The organism is gamma proteobacterium symbiont of Lampromicra miyakona (genome assembly GCF_059730895.1).
The window spans coordinates 1,278,903-1,295,177 of the sequence record NZ_AP035932.1 but is presented as its reverse complement, the minus strand read 5'-3'; the positions used below and the strand labels follow the sequence as shown (position 1 = coordinate 1,295,177).

Sequence of the window (16,275 nt, the reverse complement as noted above, 5' to 3'; positions counted from 1 at the left end):
ATAATCTGCCGTCCATGACTTTATTGTCTAAAGGCAAATAGCAGTTTTTATCAGGGGTACTCAGCGAGTACGAAAAAGAGTGATTGTGACTCCAGCCCCGACAGCACACATGAGGGCTTTTATCAGCAATACGGTCATTTCAAAGTTGTCCATCGCATATTCTCCATCACCGCTGATGGGAATAAAACGCTTAACAAACGTGTAAATAAAAGCATCAGATAGAAATAGAAAACCAACAATAATGAACAGGAAAAAGATGAATAATTTTCAACCAGTTAGCAACCCCGCCAGCAGGAAGCAAAAGAGTAAATCATATATTTACAAGAAAAACTCTAAATGCGGACACTTATTACACCTGCTATTCTGGCACCTGAATTGAACCATACGGCCTTGCGAATTCCCGGTCTGTCAAAGTGAAATTATACACTTGATTATTATTAATACCGACACCAACGACAAAGCTTCTCGCTTCTTTGTTATCAAGTGTTGGATGAAGTACAAACTCAACAATATACTTGTTACCATTTTCAAAATGAAAATAAGACGGAGGAATACATAACTCACCTTCAATAACCTTAAGTCCGGGGGAGAAATTAAAATCTTTCTCCTTTGAAGGCGTCCCTCGCAGATTGATACCCATATCTACTGGCTGATAATCTTGTGCATTATCAATATTTACGCAAACACTATCACCCTTTTTACTCACTTGTGCAGTTTCTTCAAAACGAAATCTGTCACCTGGTCCTGGGCATCCCGTCAGGATTGAAAGACAAAAAAACGCTAACAACAAAGAATTAAGCTTAATAAAATAGTTACGTCTCACCATGGAAAGCCCCTCAAAGCATTTTTATATCCCTCACGCATCACCGACTCAGAAGTATCCCCATCGAGCGTAATATCGGGATATCTTTTATTTTCAAGGTGATTCCAGATTTCATAGCCAAATGTCTGTAAAACAAAATTATCTGCAATGATCTGCGCCTGCTGCTCCATCGGATATTCGCTTAAGAGACGACCATCAAGGGTATAACGGTAACTCACCATCCAGCTCACCAGCCCTCTGAAGATCACATTCATTCCTTTTTGACGCTGCCAGACATGACTCATTTCATGGATGAACAGATGCTGAAAACTGTCAGTTGTCTGTGAGAAATCATCGAAATATAGATCACGAAAATAGATCTCCCCGTTCGGAGTCATTGCCGTATTCTTATCTTGTAGATTAAAAGGGAAATAACTCTTTCTGTGGATCCAGACGGTTGGGTAATCGATAGTGGATAAGAAAACAGATTGTGCAAGCTGTATCTCACCGGCCGTAAGTGGTCTGACACCGCCTTCTTTAATTCTGAGCTGATCCTGAGTTTCTTCAGCCATGTTTGAACTCCAGCACAATCCCTTCGTCCTCACTCCACCACAGCGTCAGCATTTTCGGTTTCTGCTTCGCGGCCATGTGGGTCAGCACCTGCTGACTCAGCACCGGCAGAATCTGCTGATTGAGCAGGCTATCGACGTTGCGTGCGCCGGTATCCGGCAGCAGGCAGGCAGCGGTCAGCGCGCCATACAGGCTCTCATCAATGTGCGTGGTCAGGCCGTAGTGACGTTGCAGGCGTTTGCTGACCTGTAACAGTTTCATTTCCACGATGGTACGCATCGCCGCTTCTGCCAGCGGGCGGTAAATCACCGTCTGGAAACGGGCCAGCAGCGCCGGCTGGAAGTGGTCGCGCAATATCGGGCGCAGCAGTTCCTGCAGGTCGCCTTCGCTGGCATCCGGCTGTTCATCGAGCAACTGCATCAGGTGATCGCTGCCGAGATTGGAGGTCATCAGGATAACGGTATTGCGAAAGTCAATTTCCCGGCCTTCGCCGTCGCGCATAAAGCCGCGATCAAATACCTGATAGAACAGGTTCATCACGTCACGGTGCGCCTTTTCCACCTCATCGAGCAGTACCACGCTGTACGGGCGCTTACGTACCGCTTCGGTGAGGATGCCGCCCTGACCGTAACCCACGTAGCCCGGCGGTGAGCCTTTCAACTGGGAAACAGTGTGCGGTTCCTGGTACTCGGACAGGTTGATGGTAATCAGCGATTTTTCACCGCCGTACAGCACATCCGCCAGCGCCAGCGCGGTTTCGGTTTTACCGACGCCACTCGGGCCAACCAGCAGGAACACGCCCTGCGGGCCGTTCTCTGACGTGAGTCCGGTCTTCGTCGCGCGCAGGCGCCGGGCGATGGCGGTCAGCGCCACGTCCTGCCCGACCACACGCTGGCCGATCTCGTTTTCCAGCGTCAGCAGTTCGGTTTGCTCGTCTTTCATCAGCGAAGACAGCGGCACGCCGGTCCAGTCGGCAATCACATTCGCGACGGTGCGGGTGTCCACATCCACCTGAACCAGCACCTCGCCCTGCTGCGCCTGTTCAAGCCGCTGTTGCAGGTCGGCAACATCAGCCTGCTGGGTGATTTCCTGGCGGCTGGTAAGCAGTTGCTGTGCCAGCGCCTTTTCGTGGCTGAAACGTGCTTCCTGCTCTTCGATGCGCGTCTCCAGTTTAGTCCGCTGCTGTTCAATGGCACCCAGGCGGTCGCCATGGCGGTTGCTGCCGGCGGCGATATCTTCCCGCAGCGCCTGCGCTTCCAGTGCCAGCGCGGTCAGTTGCGCTTTCAGGCGCACAATTTGTTCTGGCACCGTGTCGAGACTCATCCGCACACGTGCGGCGGCGGTATCCAGCAAATCAACCGCCTTGTCCGGCAGCTGGCGGCCCGTCAGATAGCGGCGGGAAAGCGTAACGGCTGCGCGTACTGCATCATCAGTGATATGCACGTTGTGGTGTTCGGCGTAGCGGGCTTTCAGTCCGCGCAGCATCAGGCAGGCGGTGTCGTCGTCCGGCTCGTCGACTTTCACCATCTGGAAGCGACGTTCCAGTGCAGCATCGCGTTCGAAGTATTGCTTGTATTCAGACCAGGTGGTGGCGGCGATGGTGCGCAGTTCGCCACGCGCCAGTGCCGGTTTCAGCAGGTTGGCGGCATCCGCACCGCCGGCCTGGTTGCCGGCGCCAATGATGGTGTGCGCTTCATCAATAAACAGCAGAATCGGTACCGGGGACTGCTGCACGGCATCAATGACGTTTTTCAGGCGCTGTTCAAATTCGCCCTTCACGCCTGCGCCCGCCTGCAACAGGCCGAGGTCGAGGGTGCGCAGAATAACCGGCTTCAGGCTTTCCGGGACGTTGCCTTCGGCGATACGTAAAGCCAGGCCTTCCACCAGCGCGGTTTTACCGACGCCCGGTTCGCCGACCAGAATCGGGTTGTTCTTGCGGCGACGCGAGAGAATATCCACCATCTGGCGGATTTCAGTATCACGCCCAAACACCGGGTCAATCCTGCCCTCTTTCGCTTTGGCGGTGACGTCGAGCGTAAATTTATCGAGTGCGTTCTGCAGCGCCGGATTGAGTTCGCCTTCCTTTATAGCCGCGCCGACCGGGCGACCGACAAATTCCACCTCACCACCATAACTCTGCGCAAGTTCCGCTGCCTGTTGCCGTTCCGGGCGTTCCTCCGACTGCCCATCAAGCAGCGGACGCAGACGATCCAGCTGACTGTGGCCCAGCGTCAGCAGCGGCCACAGCCCGTCACAGCGCACCAGTTTCTGTTTATCAACCAGCGCCATCAGCAAATGAACGCTGCGGATCTGTTCCTCACCGTTAAGAGAAGCAATCAGCCAGGCTTCCTGCATCAGCGTCTGAAGAGTGTCAGACAATTGCGGACGCTGACGGACTGAACGCGGCAGTTTATCCAGCCAGGCAAGCAAATCCTGCCATAGCATATCCATATCCCACTCATAGCGGCGTGCCAGCACCGTCAGGTCACCTTCCCCCTGTTCGAGCAGCTTCAGCAGCCAGTGCTCAGGCAAAATTTCCGCATGGGCGCGGGTCTGACACAGGGAGGCGGCGGCTTCCAGTGCGCGAGCACAGTAAGGGTTAAGGCGGCGTAATAAGGTTGATGCGTGATGCTCCATAAAGACTTTCTCCATTCTGACGCGCACTATCGGGTTTTACCGTATGGGGGCTATCGGTTTCAGATATCCCCAACCGGAAGAGCCTCACCGCACACAATTCATGTCCTTTCAGGCAGGGTTACAGCATCTGAAACGCGACGATTAAATGGTGTGTTTTTTGATTTGGGCCGGGTCTAATAATGGCCGCCAATTTCCAGGATCGTTATGGACATTCCTGCCACCGAGAATAAAACCCTGTCCTGCTGTGTAAGCCGGACAGAATAGAGGTTACTGTTGCCCTTCAATTTTTCATAATTCATATCTCCTGCAAGTCTTGCAGCATCTGACGGAGAACGGCCGGTCAGAATATATCTACGCCAGTCGTGATATTTCCGCATTCCGGCAGACGGCACACTGATTGATTTTCCTCTTTCCCAGCGCTGCCTGGCAGCTGAATCATCAAAAGTAAATGGCATAATTTTCTCCTTTTATGTCTCAGAAATAAGCCTGATTCATTCAGGCACGCTACCGCCCATCGCTTTTCCTTTTAGTAAGGAACCCTAAGCGCATTAGGCCAGATTTTTGGATGTTCACATTTAAACTGTCCCCTCAGCACAAAGGGGCTTTGCTAAAAGCTGCGGACAGGTTTCCCCATCCGCATCAGGCGTTACTCTAAACAACAACCCTGCAGCACCTGGCACAGCAGGTCATTACGCGGTGGCACGTTCGTTCCAGCTATCGGAATGAATGATGTTTCCATCTTTGTAGGTCCAGGTGATTTTTTCGTAACGCAGTTCAAGCTGTTCGAGGTGATTGTGCTTTTCGTAAGAGGGATTCTTAACGTCATGCATCAATGGATTCACTTTCACCACCTTCACATTCTCGAGTCTGGTGTTGAAGTATTCGACTTCCTGACCGGCGTCATTGATTTTGTACCACTTGAACTCTGCTGATTTTAGGGTCTGGCCAGTGGTCACTGCCTTGTACAGATACGGACTGGACGAGTCGATTTCCTTGGTGAACATAAACGGCGTGTGGATACGGGTGCCGGTCAGTTTGCCCGTGTTGTTGTCGGTCGGAATGTAGATATTGTGATCCTGAGCGACAACTTCGATGCTGCCTTCACGGTCCTTAACGTCTACGGAACCTTTAATGTCCGCGCCGCCATCGTCTTTCAGCCACAGATAAACAGGAATTGCCATGGGAATTACTCTCCGTTGTGTTGTGATACGTCATCATCCTGCGATGACGTCTGGGGGTTGCCCGGTATCTGGCAGGCATCAGCCTGCGGTACCAGACTGATTTCGACACGACGGTTAAGCGCACGCCCATCCGTCGTGTCATTGGTTGCGACTGGGCGGCTTTCGCCATAGCCCTGCACCGCAAAACAGCTTTCCGGTACATCACCGGTGTCACGCATCCAGTCACGCACCGCTTCGGCACGTTTCAGAGAGAGCGTCTGGTTCAGTTGCGGGTTACCGGTATTATCGGTGTGGCCGGCGACCACAATCAGCCAGCCCGGCTTCGCTTTAATGCCGACCAGTGAGTTCACCAGCATTTTGGTGGACCCGGCTTTCAGCGTGGATTTGCCGGAATCGAACAGCGACATGCTGTCGAGGCGAAGGGTTTTCGGACCCTGAATGATTTTCTTAATAACCGGTGGTGGCGGCGGCGGAGCCCAGTCACTGACGGCAGCCTCAATGGGCGGCACCAGGCGCAGCCCCTGATACAAACCCAGGCGATAACGCAGTGGCTCCCCGCGACGCGCCCAGTCGTCCAGCAATGCGCCATCGGCTCTGAGGCGCTGCTGCGCCCGAAGTTTCGGGGCAACAGGCTTCCCCGTTAGCTGGTGATACAATGCAAGGTGATCGCCAACATTACGAATAAGGCGCTGGTTGTTCATCCAGGACGCCAGCATGGCCAGCGCGAGGAAAATCCCGCCCAGTAATCCGGCATAGCGCCAGAACACCATTCTGCGGCTGACACCACGTCGGCGCGGTAATGCCGGAAGTAGCAGTTCAGGCAGCGGTAGTGGCTCTGTCGTCACAACGGCATCCGGTGGAAGCGCCGTCACGGAAGTGATGTGCTGTTGCCAGAGATTGCCCGCGATACCGCTCACCGGCACCATGCACATACCCTGCACGCATGGCTTCATCACCGGCAGTTCACCCTGGCGTACCGACAGCAGGTCATTCACCGCGATACTCTGCCAGGCAAGCAGGCTGTCCAGCCATAGGCCCTGACTCAGACGGGAAAGTCGCCCGTCAGATCCACTTTCCCGGGTCCACTCCGTCAGTGGCACATTGCCCTGACCGGGCTGATACACCTGAATGCCGCTTCGCTGACTAACTGTCGTAAACCAGACGGGCTCTGCCTCCGCGCAGGCCACAGGGGGCGATATCCAGGTCACGGTCCACAGCGGGGGGATCGTGCCAAATGCCGCACGGCACTGGACGACAGCCCGCTGCCAGCCCCGCAGGGACTGGGTAAAATCATCCCCGGAGATGTGCTGTTCAGGCACCGCCGCCAGCATGACGGAGATTTGCGACACCAGCGCCGGGCGCACCAGGCTCAGGTGCTGTGCCAGAAGTGGCAGCTGTTCTGCATCCTTCACCCACAAATACCAGCCCTGCCGGGTTTCCCGGTGACGGGAACCGGACACAAATAGCGGAGCGTTGTCGCTACAAACCAGGATCACCGCCCCCTGAAAATCTTCCGGCGGCAGGTTTTCATCCACAATTTCCCGGACAGCGGTTGCCCGCGCCTGCGAAGCCCGACGCTGACGCCAGAACATCCCCCCGGACACCAGAACAACCAGCAGGCTGAGCGCCGCGCGGCTGCCCGTGGACAGGGGCCAGAATCCCAGAATGAGCCACAGCGCCAGGACGGCACCCAGGGCAGTTAACAGGCTTCGGTACGCATCCCGCATTGCTTACCCCGGCCCGACGGTCTGGCTTACCAGCTCAGTAAGCGAAGACGAAAGTAAGAACCACAGCGCCGCCAGGGCGACAGCGGCCACAACCCAGGTCAGCCAGTACCAGCGACGACCGCTGCGCAGGCGTGATGCCCGGGCTACAATTGGAGCATCCTGTGCCAGCGTGAAGGCCGGCACCCGTTCTGCGAGTGTGCGAACGATATCTTCCCGACGCTCATCATCCTGGGCGCGATATTGCCCCACGAACCCCAGTTGCAGGGTCCGGTACATGCAGGTCAGGACGGCGGCGTCAGGAGCGGTTTCTTTCAGCAGGTTGCGGATCCGTTCCCAGAGTTCCTCACCGGCATTGAGGGTGCCAAAGAAGTGTGCCTGAAGCGGGTCACGGCGCCAGGTCAGGTAACCATCATCGGTGGTTCCCCGGTTCATCACGCTCTCATCAAGCAATGCACACAGAGCATACACCATATGGTCACGGCCGATATCGCTGTAACCGGCCTCGGTGAGCGCCAATTTTGCCTGCAGCACCAGACGGCAGGCCCGGCGATAAAGCCCTTCCCCGTCCCGGACTTCCTGACCGCCACGTAGCTGGCTGGCCATCAGCCAGCCCGGGTAGAAGATACGTTCAATCTGGCTGAGTTCGGATTTATTCATGAGCGCAGCACCGCAAAGAGTTCCAGATTGACATCCCCCAGTGAGCGCGGGGTGTAGAAGGTGCAGCTGCCCATCTCAAGCATTGCGCGAGCCGCCTCACTACTCAGATCCAGCGAGAAATACTGGTTCTCAAGGCGTAACGGGATAGCGGCCGGCACATGGGCCAGCGGCTTGATAACCATCCCGCTCAGGGCCACATTCACTACATCCGACACATCATCAAAGCTGCCCGCTTTACACAGCTGCGGGAATTTCGTTTGAAGTTCATGGTTCGGCATGGAGGAGCGTACGGAGAGGTAGAAATCCGCCCCTTCGCGCAGGCGCGCATCGTGCAGGGCACCTTTCCAGATCTGATCCTGGTGCTCCAGATGGATACTCACCACTCGCGAGGGCAGACTCGCTTCCAGCAGCTTATCGAGCAGTGCCAGCAACGTCGGGAATACCCGTTCCGGTGCATCATGCTGATAAGCGGGAATATCCCCGGCGTCGTGTTCCAGCGAGAAGGTCAGCAGGCTACCGGCGAGACGGGACAGTTCGCGATACAGCAGTTCCGGATGACGATCCGGCGTCTGCAGCAGTTCCGTCAGCACCGGCTCGGCACTGTTCAGGGCATTGAGCAGCCAGAACAGGGAGACATCCGCGACCGCAAAGTCGGCCATCCGCTCATTGCTTTCACGGCGCATGGCCATCAGACGCTTCCTGCGTGCCTGCAGGCGCACCAGCAGGTCATTCAATTCGGTGGCAAGCCAGGGACTGGCAGCAACAGACAGCATTGGCGGGATAAAGGCCGGGTCCCGACTCCACTGCCCCTGCGCATTGCGTACCAGACGGGCTACCGGACAGGTCAGATATGCCGTGTTTTCCTGGTTCGACAGGCGCAGGGTCAGCGCATGACGCAGGATCGCGAGTTCCCCGCTTTCATGACCGGCCAGTTCCTGCACGACAACACGCTCCGCTTTCCAGCGACGCGGCCGCTCACTATCCTGACCGTTATCGAGGTTACCGCCACTGGCGCTCAGCAGCGGCAGTGCGACAACTACGTTAACAGCTTCACTGCCGGCGGCCACAGACAAATCACAGACCGGAGGGAGCGTGTCAGCCAGCTCGGTATCAATAAGGGTACCGTCCTGAAAGCGCACCACCAGACGGGTGGCGTTCAGGCGCGAGAGCGCCAGTGCTGCATCGTCAAATTCTGCCGCCACCACGCCCCAGGGATGAGAAACCCCCATGCGCGCGACCATGTCGGCAACGTGTTCATTCCAGCGAGCCTGCTGCTGGAATTGTTGCGGGGCCAGAGCGGCCCCATCCTCCCAAAGTGGGCGGTAAATTTTCATCCCTGATTTCCCCTCGCCTTACGATTTCGCCTTCGGCATCTGGGAAACCAGTGACAGGTTGACGTCCATGCCCTCCACCTGGAAGTGTGGGATGGCGTACAGCCTGACGCGGAAAAAGCCCGGGTTGTCGTCGATATCTTCCACTACCACCTTCGCGTCGCGCAGCGGGTGAGAAGCCTGCAGCTCATCGCCCGGATCGGTCATTTCGGTCACCAGACTGCGCACCCAGGTGTTCAGCTCCAGTTCCAGCAGACGCCGATCCTTGGTGGTGCCGATGTTCTCACGCTGAATCAGCTTCAGATAATGCGCGATACGCGACAGCAGGAAGATATACGGCAGACGGGCATTAATGCGGCTGTTAGCGGTGGCATCCGCAGTGTCATACAGCGCGGGTTTCTGGGTGGAGTTGGCTGAGAAGAAGCAGCTGTAGTCGCGGTTTTTGTAATAGGACAGCGGAATGAAACCGAGATTGGCGAACTCAAATTCGCGGGTTTCCGGGATCATTACCTCACTCGGGATCTTCACCTGATTACCGGTGCCCAGATCGTACAAATGAATCGGCAGATCCTGCACCGCACCACCGGCCTGTGGGCCGCGGATTTGCACACACCAGCCATTGTTGATGAAGCTGCGCACCATGTTGGATGCGAAGGCAAACGAGGCGTTGGTCCACAGGTATTTGTCGTGATCCGGACCTTTGACTTCTTCAACGTAGTTGAAGCTGCGCACCGGTACGGTGTCCGGGCCATACGGCAGGCGACCCAGCACACGCGGCATCACCAGACCGATGTAGCGCGAATCGTCCGTCTCGCGGAAGGATTTCCACTTGATGTATTCAGCGCGGTCAAAATAGTTACCGATATCTTTGATGGCCGCCACGTCTTCCATTGAATCCTTGAGGAAGAATTGCGGGCCGGCAGAGCCGATAAACGGCATATGCGCCGCAGCAGACACTTTTGAAATATTGCGCAGCAGGGCAACATCCTGCGCAGACGCATCAAACTCGTAAGCGGAAATCAGCGCCGCAATCGGCTCGCCGCCTGGTGTGTCATACTCATCAATGTAGGTGTGTTTATACAGACCGCTCTGGATAATTTCCGGGCTGTCCTCGAAGTCCTGGCGCAGGTCTTCTTTAGACATATCCAGCAGTTCGACTTTCACGTTCTGGCGGAAATCGGTTTTATCAACCAGCGATTTCACGCCGCGCCACAGGCTCTCCACTGCCTGGAACTCTTCACTGTGCATGACCGCATCCAGCTGACGACTGATCTGGTGATCCAGCGCGGCGATATGATGGTCAATCAGGTTTTTGTCGAGTTTTTCAACTTTTGCGCCTGATTTTTTCAGGCACTCCAGAAATACCTGCATGCCGGCGGTTAAACGCTCATCCGCCGTTGCATCCGACATCGCCTGCGCATCCTGCCAGATATCCAGCGCGCTCAGCTCAGAAACCGGGTTGAGATTGATTTTTTCAAATAGGGTGGCATAAACCCCATCGGCTGCCGGACGTTCCAGCACCACGCTCTCGCCACCCGTCGCATTCTCATTATTTACAGACATCAGCATCTTCCTTATTAATCCGTTAAATCATCGTGATGGTTATGGCTGTTTTGGTGCCAGGGTTGAGAGCTCAGCGCGCAGTTCTGCGCTTAACGCCGGGTCCAGCAGAATTTTTTCCAGCTCTTTTCGGAAGGCCTGGTTATCCAGCAGGTTGGCTTTTAAATCACGCAGTAAATTACGCATGGAAAGCATGGCCTTCAGCTGAGGTATTTGCCGGGAGACCTGTTCCGGAGAGAAATCTTTCATGCTCTGGAAAGTCAGACTGATGCTGTCTTCGCTGCCGTCATCGGCCAGCGTATTTTTAACGGCCACCGTGACTTTGGGCGAATATTCGGAAAGCACTGCGTCAAAATTATTTTTATTCAGATTAACTTTGGCTCGCTCTGATAATGGTGCGGTTGCCTGACCATGACTGAAGTCGCCCGCCACCAGTAATTTCAGCGGAAGCTCGGTTTTCTTGCTTGCGCCCCCGGTATGCAGGTCAAGTTTTAAGTTAATACGTGCCTTTGGCACTTCATTCTGGAAACTATCTGCCATTTCATCATCCCTCTGTTTATCTCAGCGCACATTTTTCGCGCCATACTACTTTAGAGGTAACGACAGAGCAATGATCGACAAAAAAGCAAATGAACAGATCTTTAAGCTGCAAAAGTGACGAACACAAGCCATTAGCACTAAAAAAGGCAGATCATTGTCACCTGAAACCAGCTAAAAAAACTGGCAAAGACATTAAAGGCCACACATTAATGCCAATAAAAAATAAAGTTGTGGATTAATATTAACAAAGCGTGAATTTGTTGATTCAGGTCAAAATAAAAAACCCGCCCAAAACTATCACTCCATCAAGAAAGAAATGACATAAAAAGATAAAAATTGCGGATAGCAGCAGTGCGGAATTTCATACAGGAGGGTAATGAGATGAAGTAAAGATTTCAGGTAAAACAGAGCGCACTTAAGCCCCGTGCTACATCCGTTCAACGTGACCGTATAAATAACCACCCATGTGGGAAATTTCGTATAAATAACGTTCGGGTGCGACCAGAGGGAATCAGTCAGGATAGCGTGGTTCACGACATAATGACGTGCGCGATCAATCGCGCCGCTGCTAATTCAGTAATCTATTCCTCACGAACTTCATTCCAACTGCCCCGTCAGCGCTGACGCCATGCCGAGGGTGCCATGCCGTGCAGTTGGCGGAAGCGGTTGCTGAAATGGCTGGAGGAGTGGAAACCGCAGCGCAGGGCAATCTCGGTGAGCGACAGCGCGCTGAATTGCAGCAGTTGCTGCGCGGCTTCCATACGGCGGCGCATCACATACTGGTGCGGCGCTTCGCCGGTGCTGCTGCGGAACATACGTGCAAAATGGTATTCGCTGAGCGCCGCCTCTGCCGCCAGTTGGGCCAGCGTTAACGGCTGATCCAGCTGCGTATCGATCAGCGCCAGCACGCGGCGCAATACCACCGGTGCCAGTCCGCCGCGCACCTGCGGCAGCTGCCACTGTACCTGACTGTAGCGCTGCAGCAGATGGGTCATCAGCAGTGTTGAGGCGCTGCTCAGCATCAGCTGGTTAGCCGGCTGCTGCCAGTCGGAGCTCAGCAGAAAATGGCGATACAGCTGGGTGATGCGATCATCGTCGGCAAAAATCTTCTCATGCAGGTTAAGCTGCGCCGGGCTGCGATCCCACACCTGCTCACCGAGGTGACGCAAATGCGCATCGGTGCAATAAAGGTGCACGAAGGATAAATCCGCGCGCAGATCCCAGGTCGACTCGGTGCCAGACGGCATCAGGCAAAAGCGATCCGGCGCGCCGCCGTTGCGCCAGCCGTGCGGTGTTTTGTGCCAGGTGTCGTAACCATCGGCAACGTACAGGCTAAGCGTATGGTGATCGCTGAGGTTGGTCACGCGATCGCCACTGTTGAACCATGCCGCCAGCCGAATGCCGCCGCTCAGCTGCACGCTATCGCGCAGCTGCGCTTTGTGACGCTGAAGCATAGTAAACGTCTGATATTCCGGCATGGTCTGACATCGCTCTCTGGATTGATGTCCTGTAGTTTACGCAACTGACCGGACAGAAAACAGGCCAATGCCGGACCAGGCGGGAAAAAGCGCAAGAATTTGCAAGTGCTGCGCAAAGTCATGCAAGCCGCGCTCCTGTCGCTCAGGCACACTGCGAGCCTGATTCCGCCGGAGAGTTTCTGATGAACCTGATGTTATACCTCGCGGTGGTGCTGATTTGGGGCACCACCTGGATTGCGATTTTTCTGCAGCAGCAGGCCGCCGATACGCCGGTACTGGTGGCGGTGTTCTGGCGCTTCCTGTTCGCCTCGTTGACCATGCTGGTGCTTCTCCGGCTGCTGAAACGTCTGCGTACGCTGGATGCGCGTGACCACCTGTTTTGTCTGTTACAGGGCGGCTGCGTATTTGGTTTTAATTTTGTCTGCTTTTACCATGCGGCAGCGATGATCAGCACCGGACTGGAGTCGGTGATTTTTTCGATGGCGGTGCTGTATAACGCGCTCAACAGCTGGATCTTTTTCCGCCAGCGTCCACCTTTCCGCCTGCTGCCCGCCGCCGCGCTGGGCCTCGGCGGGATTGTTGCGCTGTTCTGGCAGGATATTCAGTCAGCCCATGATGCGCCGCAGCTGCTGTGGGGCGTGGGGCTGAGCGCGCTGGGCACGCTCGGTTTCTCCTTTGGCAATATGATTTCTACCCGCCATCAGCGTCGTCAGCGCGACGTGCTGACCACCAACAGCTACGCCATGCTGTACGGTGCGCTGATCATGGCCGTGCTGGCGCTGGTGAATGGCGACGCGCTGGCACCGGCACTCAATCTGCAGTGGCTGGGGGCGATGAGCTATCTGGCTTTGTTTGGCTCGGTGCTGGGCTTTGGTGCCTACTTCACGCTGGTGGGGCGCATCGGTGCCAGCCAGGCGGCTTACAGCACCCTGCTGTTTCCACTGGTGGCGCTGACGCTTTCGACGCTGTATGAAGGCTATCAGTGGCATAGCAATGCCATCGTCGGACTGGTGATGATTCTGGCAGGGAACATGGTGATGTTCGTGCGCTGGCCGGCTCATCGCCGGTTACGTCTGGCCTGAAGCAAGAGCGGGCTTGGCGCCCGCTCTGTCACTCCTCTAGCGCCAGCCCCCGACGCCGATGTTGAGCTGGTGAGGTTGGTTTATGGCTTTTCTGGCAATCCAGTAAAGCAGAACGCGTTCATCATCTCTGTCGCGGTCGGCCATCGCCAGTAATTTCAGCGACAGGGTGGACCTGGTCACAGGCTGCTGTTCATCGCTTAACTCGATAACCGCCTGACCGATGATGCAGCAAACCTCATCCCCGCTGGATACGGATTCATATGCCCGGTCTTTCATATTTCCTCCTGTTGAGTGAACTATAAGCCTGGCAAAGTTCCTGCGTTTTGCCGCGCAGATGCTGCGCTTAAAACACCCTGTTACACATGCTCACCTGTCGCAATGCCTGTTCATGTGACGACATCCGCGCTGCGCTTAAGCAAAGGCGCAATGCCATTCATACCGTTTTCACAGCATTTCATTCCGTCTCCCGCTCCGTTCACGCCCGTCCGCGCCACCCGCGCCCGCGTGGGGCTTATTATCGCTGCAGATTCCGTATTCCCGGATGGGAGAGAGAAAAATGACAACAGCCGTTACCCCTAATCATCAGCGTGTCCGTATCCTTACCCTCGCAGGCACCATCATTACCCAGTTCGCGCTCGGCTCGGTTTATACCTGGAGCCTGTTTAACGGCCAGCTGGCGCAGAAACTGGATGCGCCAGTCAGCCAGGTGGCTTTTTCCTTTGGTCTGCTCAGTCTTGGCCTGGCGATTGCTTCCTCGCTGGCCGGCAAGCTGCAGGAGCGCTTTGGCGTGCGTAATGTCACTATCGGTGCAGGCATTCTGATGGCGGTTGGCTTCTGGCTGACCGCCCATGCTGACAACCTGATGATGCTGTACCTGAGCGCCGGTATTCTGGTCGGGCTGGCCGATGGCGCGGGCTATCTGATGACGCTCTCTAACTGCGTGAAGTGGTTCCCGGAGCGCAAAGGGCTGATTTCGGCCTGTTCGATCGGCGCTTACGGCCTCGGCAGCCTCGGCTTTAAATTTATCTGCGGCGCGCTGCTCAGCAGTCAGGGGCTGGAAAATACCTTTATGATTTGGGGCGTGCTGGCGATGGCGATGATCATTACCGGTGCCCTGATGATGCGCGATGCGCCGCTGCAGCAGGCTGGCTCTCGTCAGCAGCAGGCGGCACAGGAGTTTACGCTGGCACAGTCGGTGCGTCTGCCGCAGTACTGGATGCTGGCGCTGATGTTCCTGACGGCCTGCATGAGTGGTCTGTATGTGATTGGCGTAGCGAAAGACATTGGTGAAGGTCTGGTGCATCTCAGCACGCAAACGGCGGCTAATGCGGTGACGGTGATCGCCATTGCCAACCTGAGCGGACGGCTGATTCTCGGCGTACTGTCGGACAAAATGGCGCGCATCCGGGTCATTTCGCTGGCACAGCTGGTTTCGCTGAGCGGTATGAGCATCCTGCTGTTCACCCACATGAATGAAACCACCTTCTTCCTGTCGCTGGCCTGCGTGGCGTTCAGCTTTGGCGGCACCATCACCGTCTTTCCGTCACTGGTCAGCGATTTCTTCGGCCTTAACAACCTGACCAAAAACTACGGCCTGATCTATCTCGGCTTCGGCATCGGTAGCGTGCTTGGCTCGCTGGTTGCTTCGGTGTTCGGCGGCTTCACCGTGACCTTCAGTCTGATTATGACACTGCTGGTGATCTCGCTGGTGCTGTCGCTCAGTATCCGTCTGCCAAATCGTCAAAACCTGGCCGCGCCGGTACTGCATAATTAATTCACCACCCTGCCGTGTAATTGCACGGCAGGCTTTTTACTGATGACCACAGAATTGATCACGCGTTGAGAATGACTGTTATTTAACCTTGCATTTCAGAGTAATCGGGTTATTATCAGGCGCTATTCAGCTTATTCCGATTGGTTTATTTCCCGCCCTGTCACTTTTGGCTTTTAATTGACATATCTGGTAATAATTACGGAAATAACTCTACATTCACTGCATCTTCACTCCACTTTTCCCGGTTAATCTGGCCTCATTGGAAAAGAGGAGGACTCTCCATGAAGAAGTTAATAAAAGTCGCTTCGGTGGTGGCGATTATGACCATGCTAAGCGGGTGTATTATCGAGCACGACCATGGACGCGGTCCCGGCTGGGGCCACGGGCACGGCGGCGGCTGGCATCACGGCCATGGCGGCTATCGTCACTGGTAATTGGGCAAAGCACACACAGCACATAATAAAAAATGAATAAAGAAAGGGCGGGAATCAATCCCGCCCTTATTTTTTAGCTTTTCACCGCGTAATTACATTGATACCAGACTTTCTTCAGGCCAGGCAAATTGCTGTCCTGCGCCGGAAGCGACTCGACTTTATCGAAGCCGCGCTGGTTACAGTAATTCGCCAGATCAAGTTCCAGCGCATCTTTATCCAGCTTCTGTGGATCGTAACGATACTGTACGGTATTTGAACGGGCATCTTCATCCACGCGCTCAAAACCCCCGGGTTTGCTGACACTACAACCGGCCAGCATAAAAAGCGCTAACGCGCTAATAAGCATTTTATTCATTAGGGTGTCCTCATCAGACGTTGCAGTGTAAAAGGCAACGTCACACGCCTCTATAGGAAAAAGACGCGAAATGTCCGATTAATGCAAAGCTTTCGCCAATCAAATCAATAAAACCAAACGGTTTTCCTTATCACATCAGCAGTGAGA

The 16,275-nt window shown here is 55.0% G+C and carries 16 protein-coding genes; 3 read left to right on the top strand and 13 right to left on the bottom strand.

The annotated features are described in order from the left end of the window. Nucleotides 1–358 precede the first annotated feature (358 nt). The 11 genes from AC6I8P_RS05940 to AC6I8P_RS05890 all read right to left on the bottom strand — a co-directional run bounded on the left by AC6I8P_RS05940 (nucleotide 359) and on the right by AC6I8P_RS05890 (nucleotide 12,483). Nucleotides 359–826 (bottom strand): putative T6SS immunity periplasmic lipoprotein, encoded by a 468-nt coding sequence (locus AC6I8P_RS05940; protein ID WP_283341942.1) that lies wholly within the window; start codon nucleotides 824–826, stop codon nucleotides 359–361. Then, nucleotides 820–1,374, bottom strand: coding sequence for a type IV secretion protein Rhs (locus AC6I8P_RS05935; RefSeq protein ID WP_283341941.1), 555 nt, complete (start codon nucleotides 1,372–1,374; stop codon nucleotides 820–822). The genes AC6I8P_RS05940 and AC6I8P_RS05935 overlap by 7 nt, the downstream gene beginning before the upstream one ends. Further along, entirely contained in the window at nucleotides 1,367–4,009 is a 2,643-nt protein-coding gene (gene tssH / locus AC6I8P_RS05930; protein WP_498031052.1) for a type VI secretion system ATPase TssH, read from the bottom strand. The genes AC6I8P_RS05935 and tssH overlap by 8 nt, the downstream gene beginning before the upstream one ends. A 173-nt stretch (nucleotides 4,010–4,182) precedes the next feature. Beyond that, a complete protein-coding gene (locus AC6I8P_RS05925) occupies nucleotides 4,183–4,464 on the bottom strand; it encodes a type II toxin-antitoxin system RelE/ParE family toxin (protein ID WP_072209960.1) in 282 nt (93 codons plus the stop codon). Between the two features lie 234 nt (nucleotides 4,465–4,698). Continuing rightward, nucleotides 4,699–5,190: a type VI secretion system effector Hcp gene (gene hcp / locus AC6I8P_RS05920; RefSeq protein WP_021509115.1), complete on the bottom strand. Its 492-nt coding sequence runs from the start codon at nucleotides 5,188–5,190 to the stop codon at nucleotides 4,699–4,701. A gap of 5 nt (nucleotides 5,191–5,195) precedes the next feature. Beyond that, nucleotides 5,196–6,917 carry an OmpA family protein gene (locus AC6I8P_RS05915; RefSeq protein ID WP_481657484.1) on the bottom strand — a complete coding sequence of 574 codons (1,722 nt, stop codon included), beginning with the start codon at nucleotides 6,915–6,917 and terminating at the stop codon, nucleotides 5,196–5,198. A gap of 3 nt (nucleotides 6,918–6,920) precedes the next feature. Further along, the gene (tssL, locus tag AC6I8P_RS05910; protein WP_481657483.1) at nucleotides 6,921–7,574 is read right to left on the bottom strand and encodes a type VI secretion system protein TssL, short form; all 654 of its coding nucleotides are present in this window, start codon (nucleotides 7,572–7,574) and stop codon (nucleotides 6,921–6,923) included. Next, nucleotides 7,571–8,908, bottom strand: coding sequence for a type VI secretion system baseplate subunit TssK (gene tssK, locus AC6I8P_RS05905; protein WP_481657482.1), 1,338 nt, complete (start codon nucleotides 8,906–8,908; stop codon nucleotides 7,571–7,573). Before tssK ends, tssL begins: the two co-directional genes overlap by 4 nt. Before the next feature lie 18 nt (nucleotides 8,909–8,926). Next, entirely contained in the window at nucleotides 8,927–10,474 is a 1,548-nt protein-coding gene (gene tssC / locus AC6I8P_RS05900; RefSeq protein ID WP_125311761.1) for a type VI secretion system contractile sheath large subunit, read from the bottom strand. A gap of 33 nt (nucleotides 10,475–10,507) precedes the next feature. Then, entirely contained in the window at nucleotides 10,508–11,005 is a 498-nt protein-coding gene (gene tssB, locus AC6I8P_RS05895; RefSeq protein ID WP_088517091.1) for a type VI secretion system contractile sheath small subunit, read from the bottom strand. A gap of 614 nt (nucleotides 11,006–11,619) precedes the next feature. Next, nucleotides 11,620–12,483, bottom strand: coding sequence for a helix-turn-helix domain-containing protein (locus tag AC6I8P_RS05890; RefSeq protein ID WP_021509109.1), 864 nt, complete (start codon nucleotides 12,481–12,483; stop codon nucleotides 11,620–11,622). 182 nt (nucleotides 12,484–12,665) lie between these two features. Here AC6I8P_RS05890 and AC6I8P_RS05885 point away from each other — a divergent pair, with 182 nt between their 5' ends. Further along, entirely contained in the window at nucleotides 12,666–13,565 is a 900-nt protein-coding gene (locus AC6I8P_RS05885; RefSeq protein WP_498031051.1) for a DMT family transporter, read from the top strand. Nucleotides 13,566–13,601: 36 nt separating this feature from the next. Here AC6I8P_RS05885 and AC6I8P_RS05880 read toward each other — a convergent pair whose 3' ends face one another. Next, the gene (locus AC6I8P_RS05880) at nucleotides 13,602–13,841 is read right to left on the bottom strand and encodes a hypothetical protein (RefSeq protein WP_021313687.1); all 240 of its coding nucleotides are present in this window, start codon (nucleotides 13,839–13,841) and stop codon (nucleotides 13,602–13,604) included. A gap of 280 nt (nucleotides 13,842–14,121) precedes the next feature. On the opposite strand from AC6I8P_RS05880, the gene AC6I8P_RS05875 reads away from it, so the two are divergent. Together AC6I8P_RS05875 and AC6I8P_RS05870 are read left to right on the top strand one after the other, a co-directional pair. Further along, entirely contained in the window at nucleotides 14,122–15,339 is a 1,218-nt protein-coding gene (locus AC6I8P_RS05875; protein WP_498031050.1) for an L-lactate MFS transporter, read from the top strand. A gap of 281 nt (nucleotides 15,340–15,620) precedes the next feature. Continuing rightward, complete coding sequence (locus tag AC6I8P_RS05870) at nucleotides 15,621–15,773, top strand: hypothetical protein (RefSeq protein WP_166711810.1); 153 nt, start codon at nucleotides 15,621–15,623, stop codon at nucleotides 15,771–15,773. 73 nt (nucleotides 15,774–15,846) lie between these two features. Here AC6I8P_RS05870 and AC6I8P_RS05865 read toward each other — a convergent pair whose 3' ends face one another. Then, nucleotides 15,847–16,128 carry a membrane lipoprotein lipid attachment site-containing protein gene (locus tag AC6I8P_RS05865; RefSeq protein WP_021509105.1) on the bottom strand — a complete coding sequence of 94 codons (282 nt, stop codon included), beginning with the start codon at nucleotides 16,126–16,128 and terminating at the stop codon, nucleotides 15,847–15,849. Nucleotides 16,129–16,275: the final 147 nt, after the last annotated feature.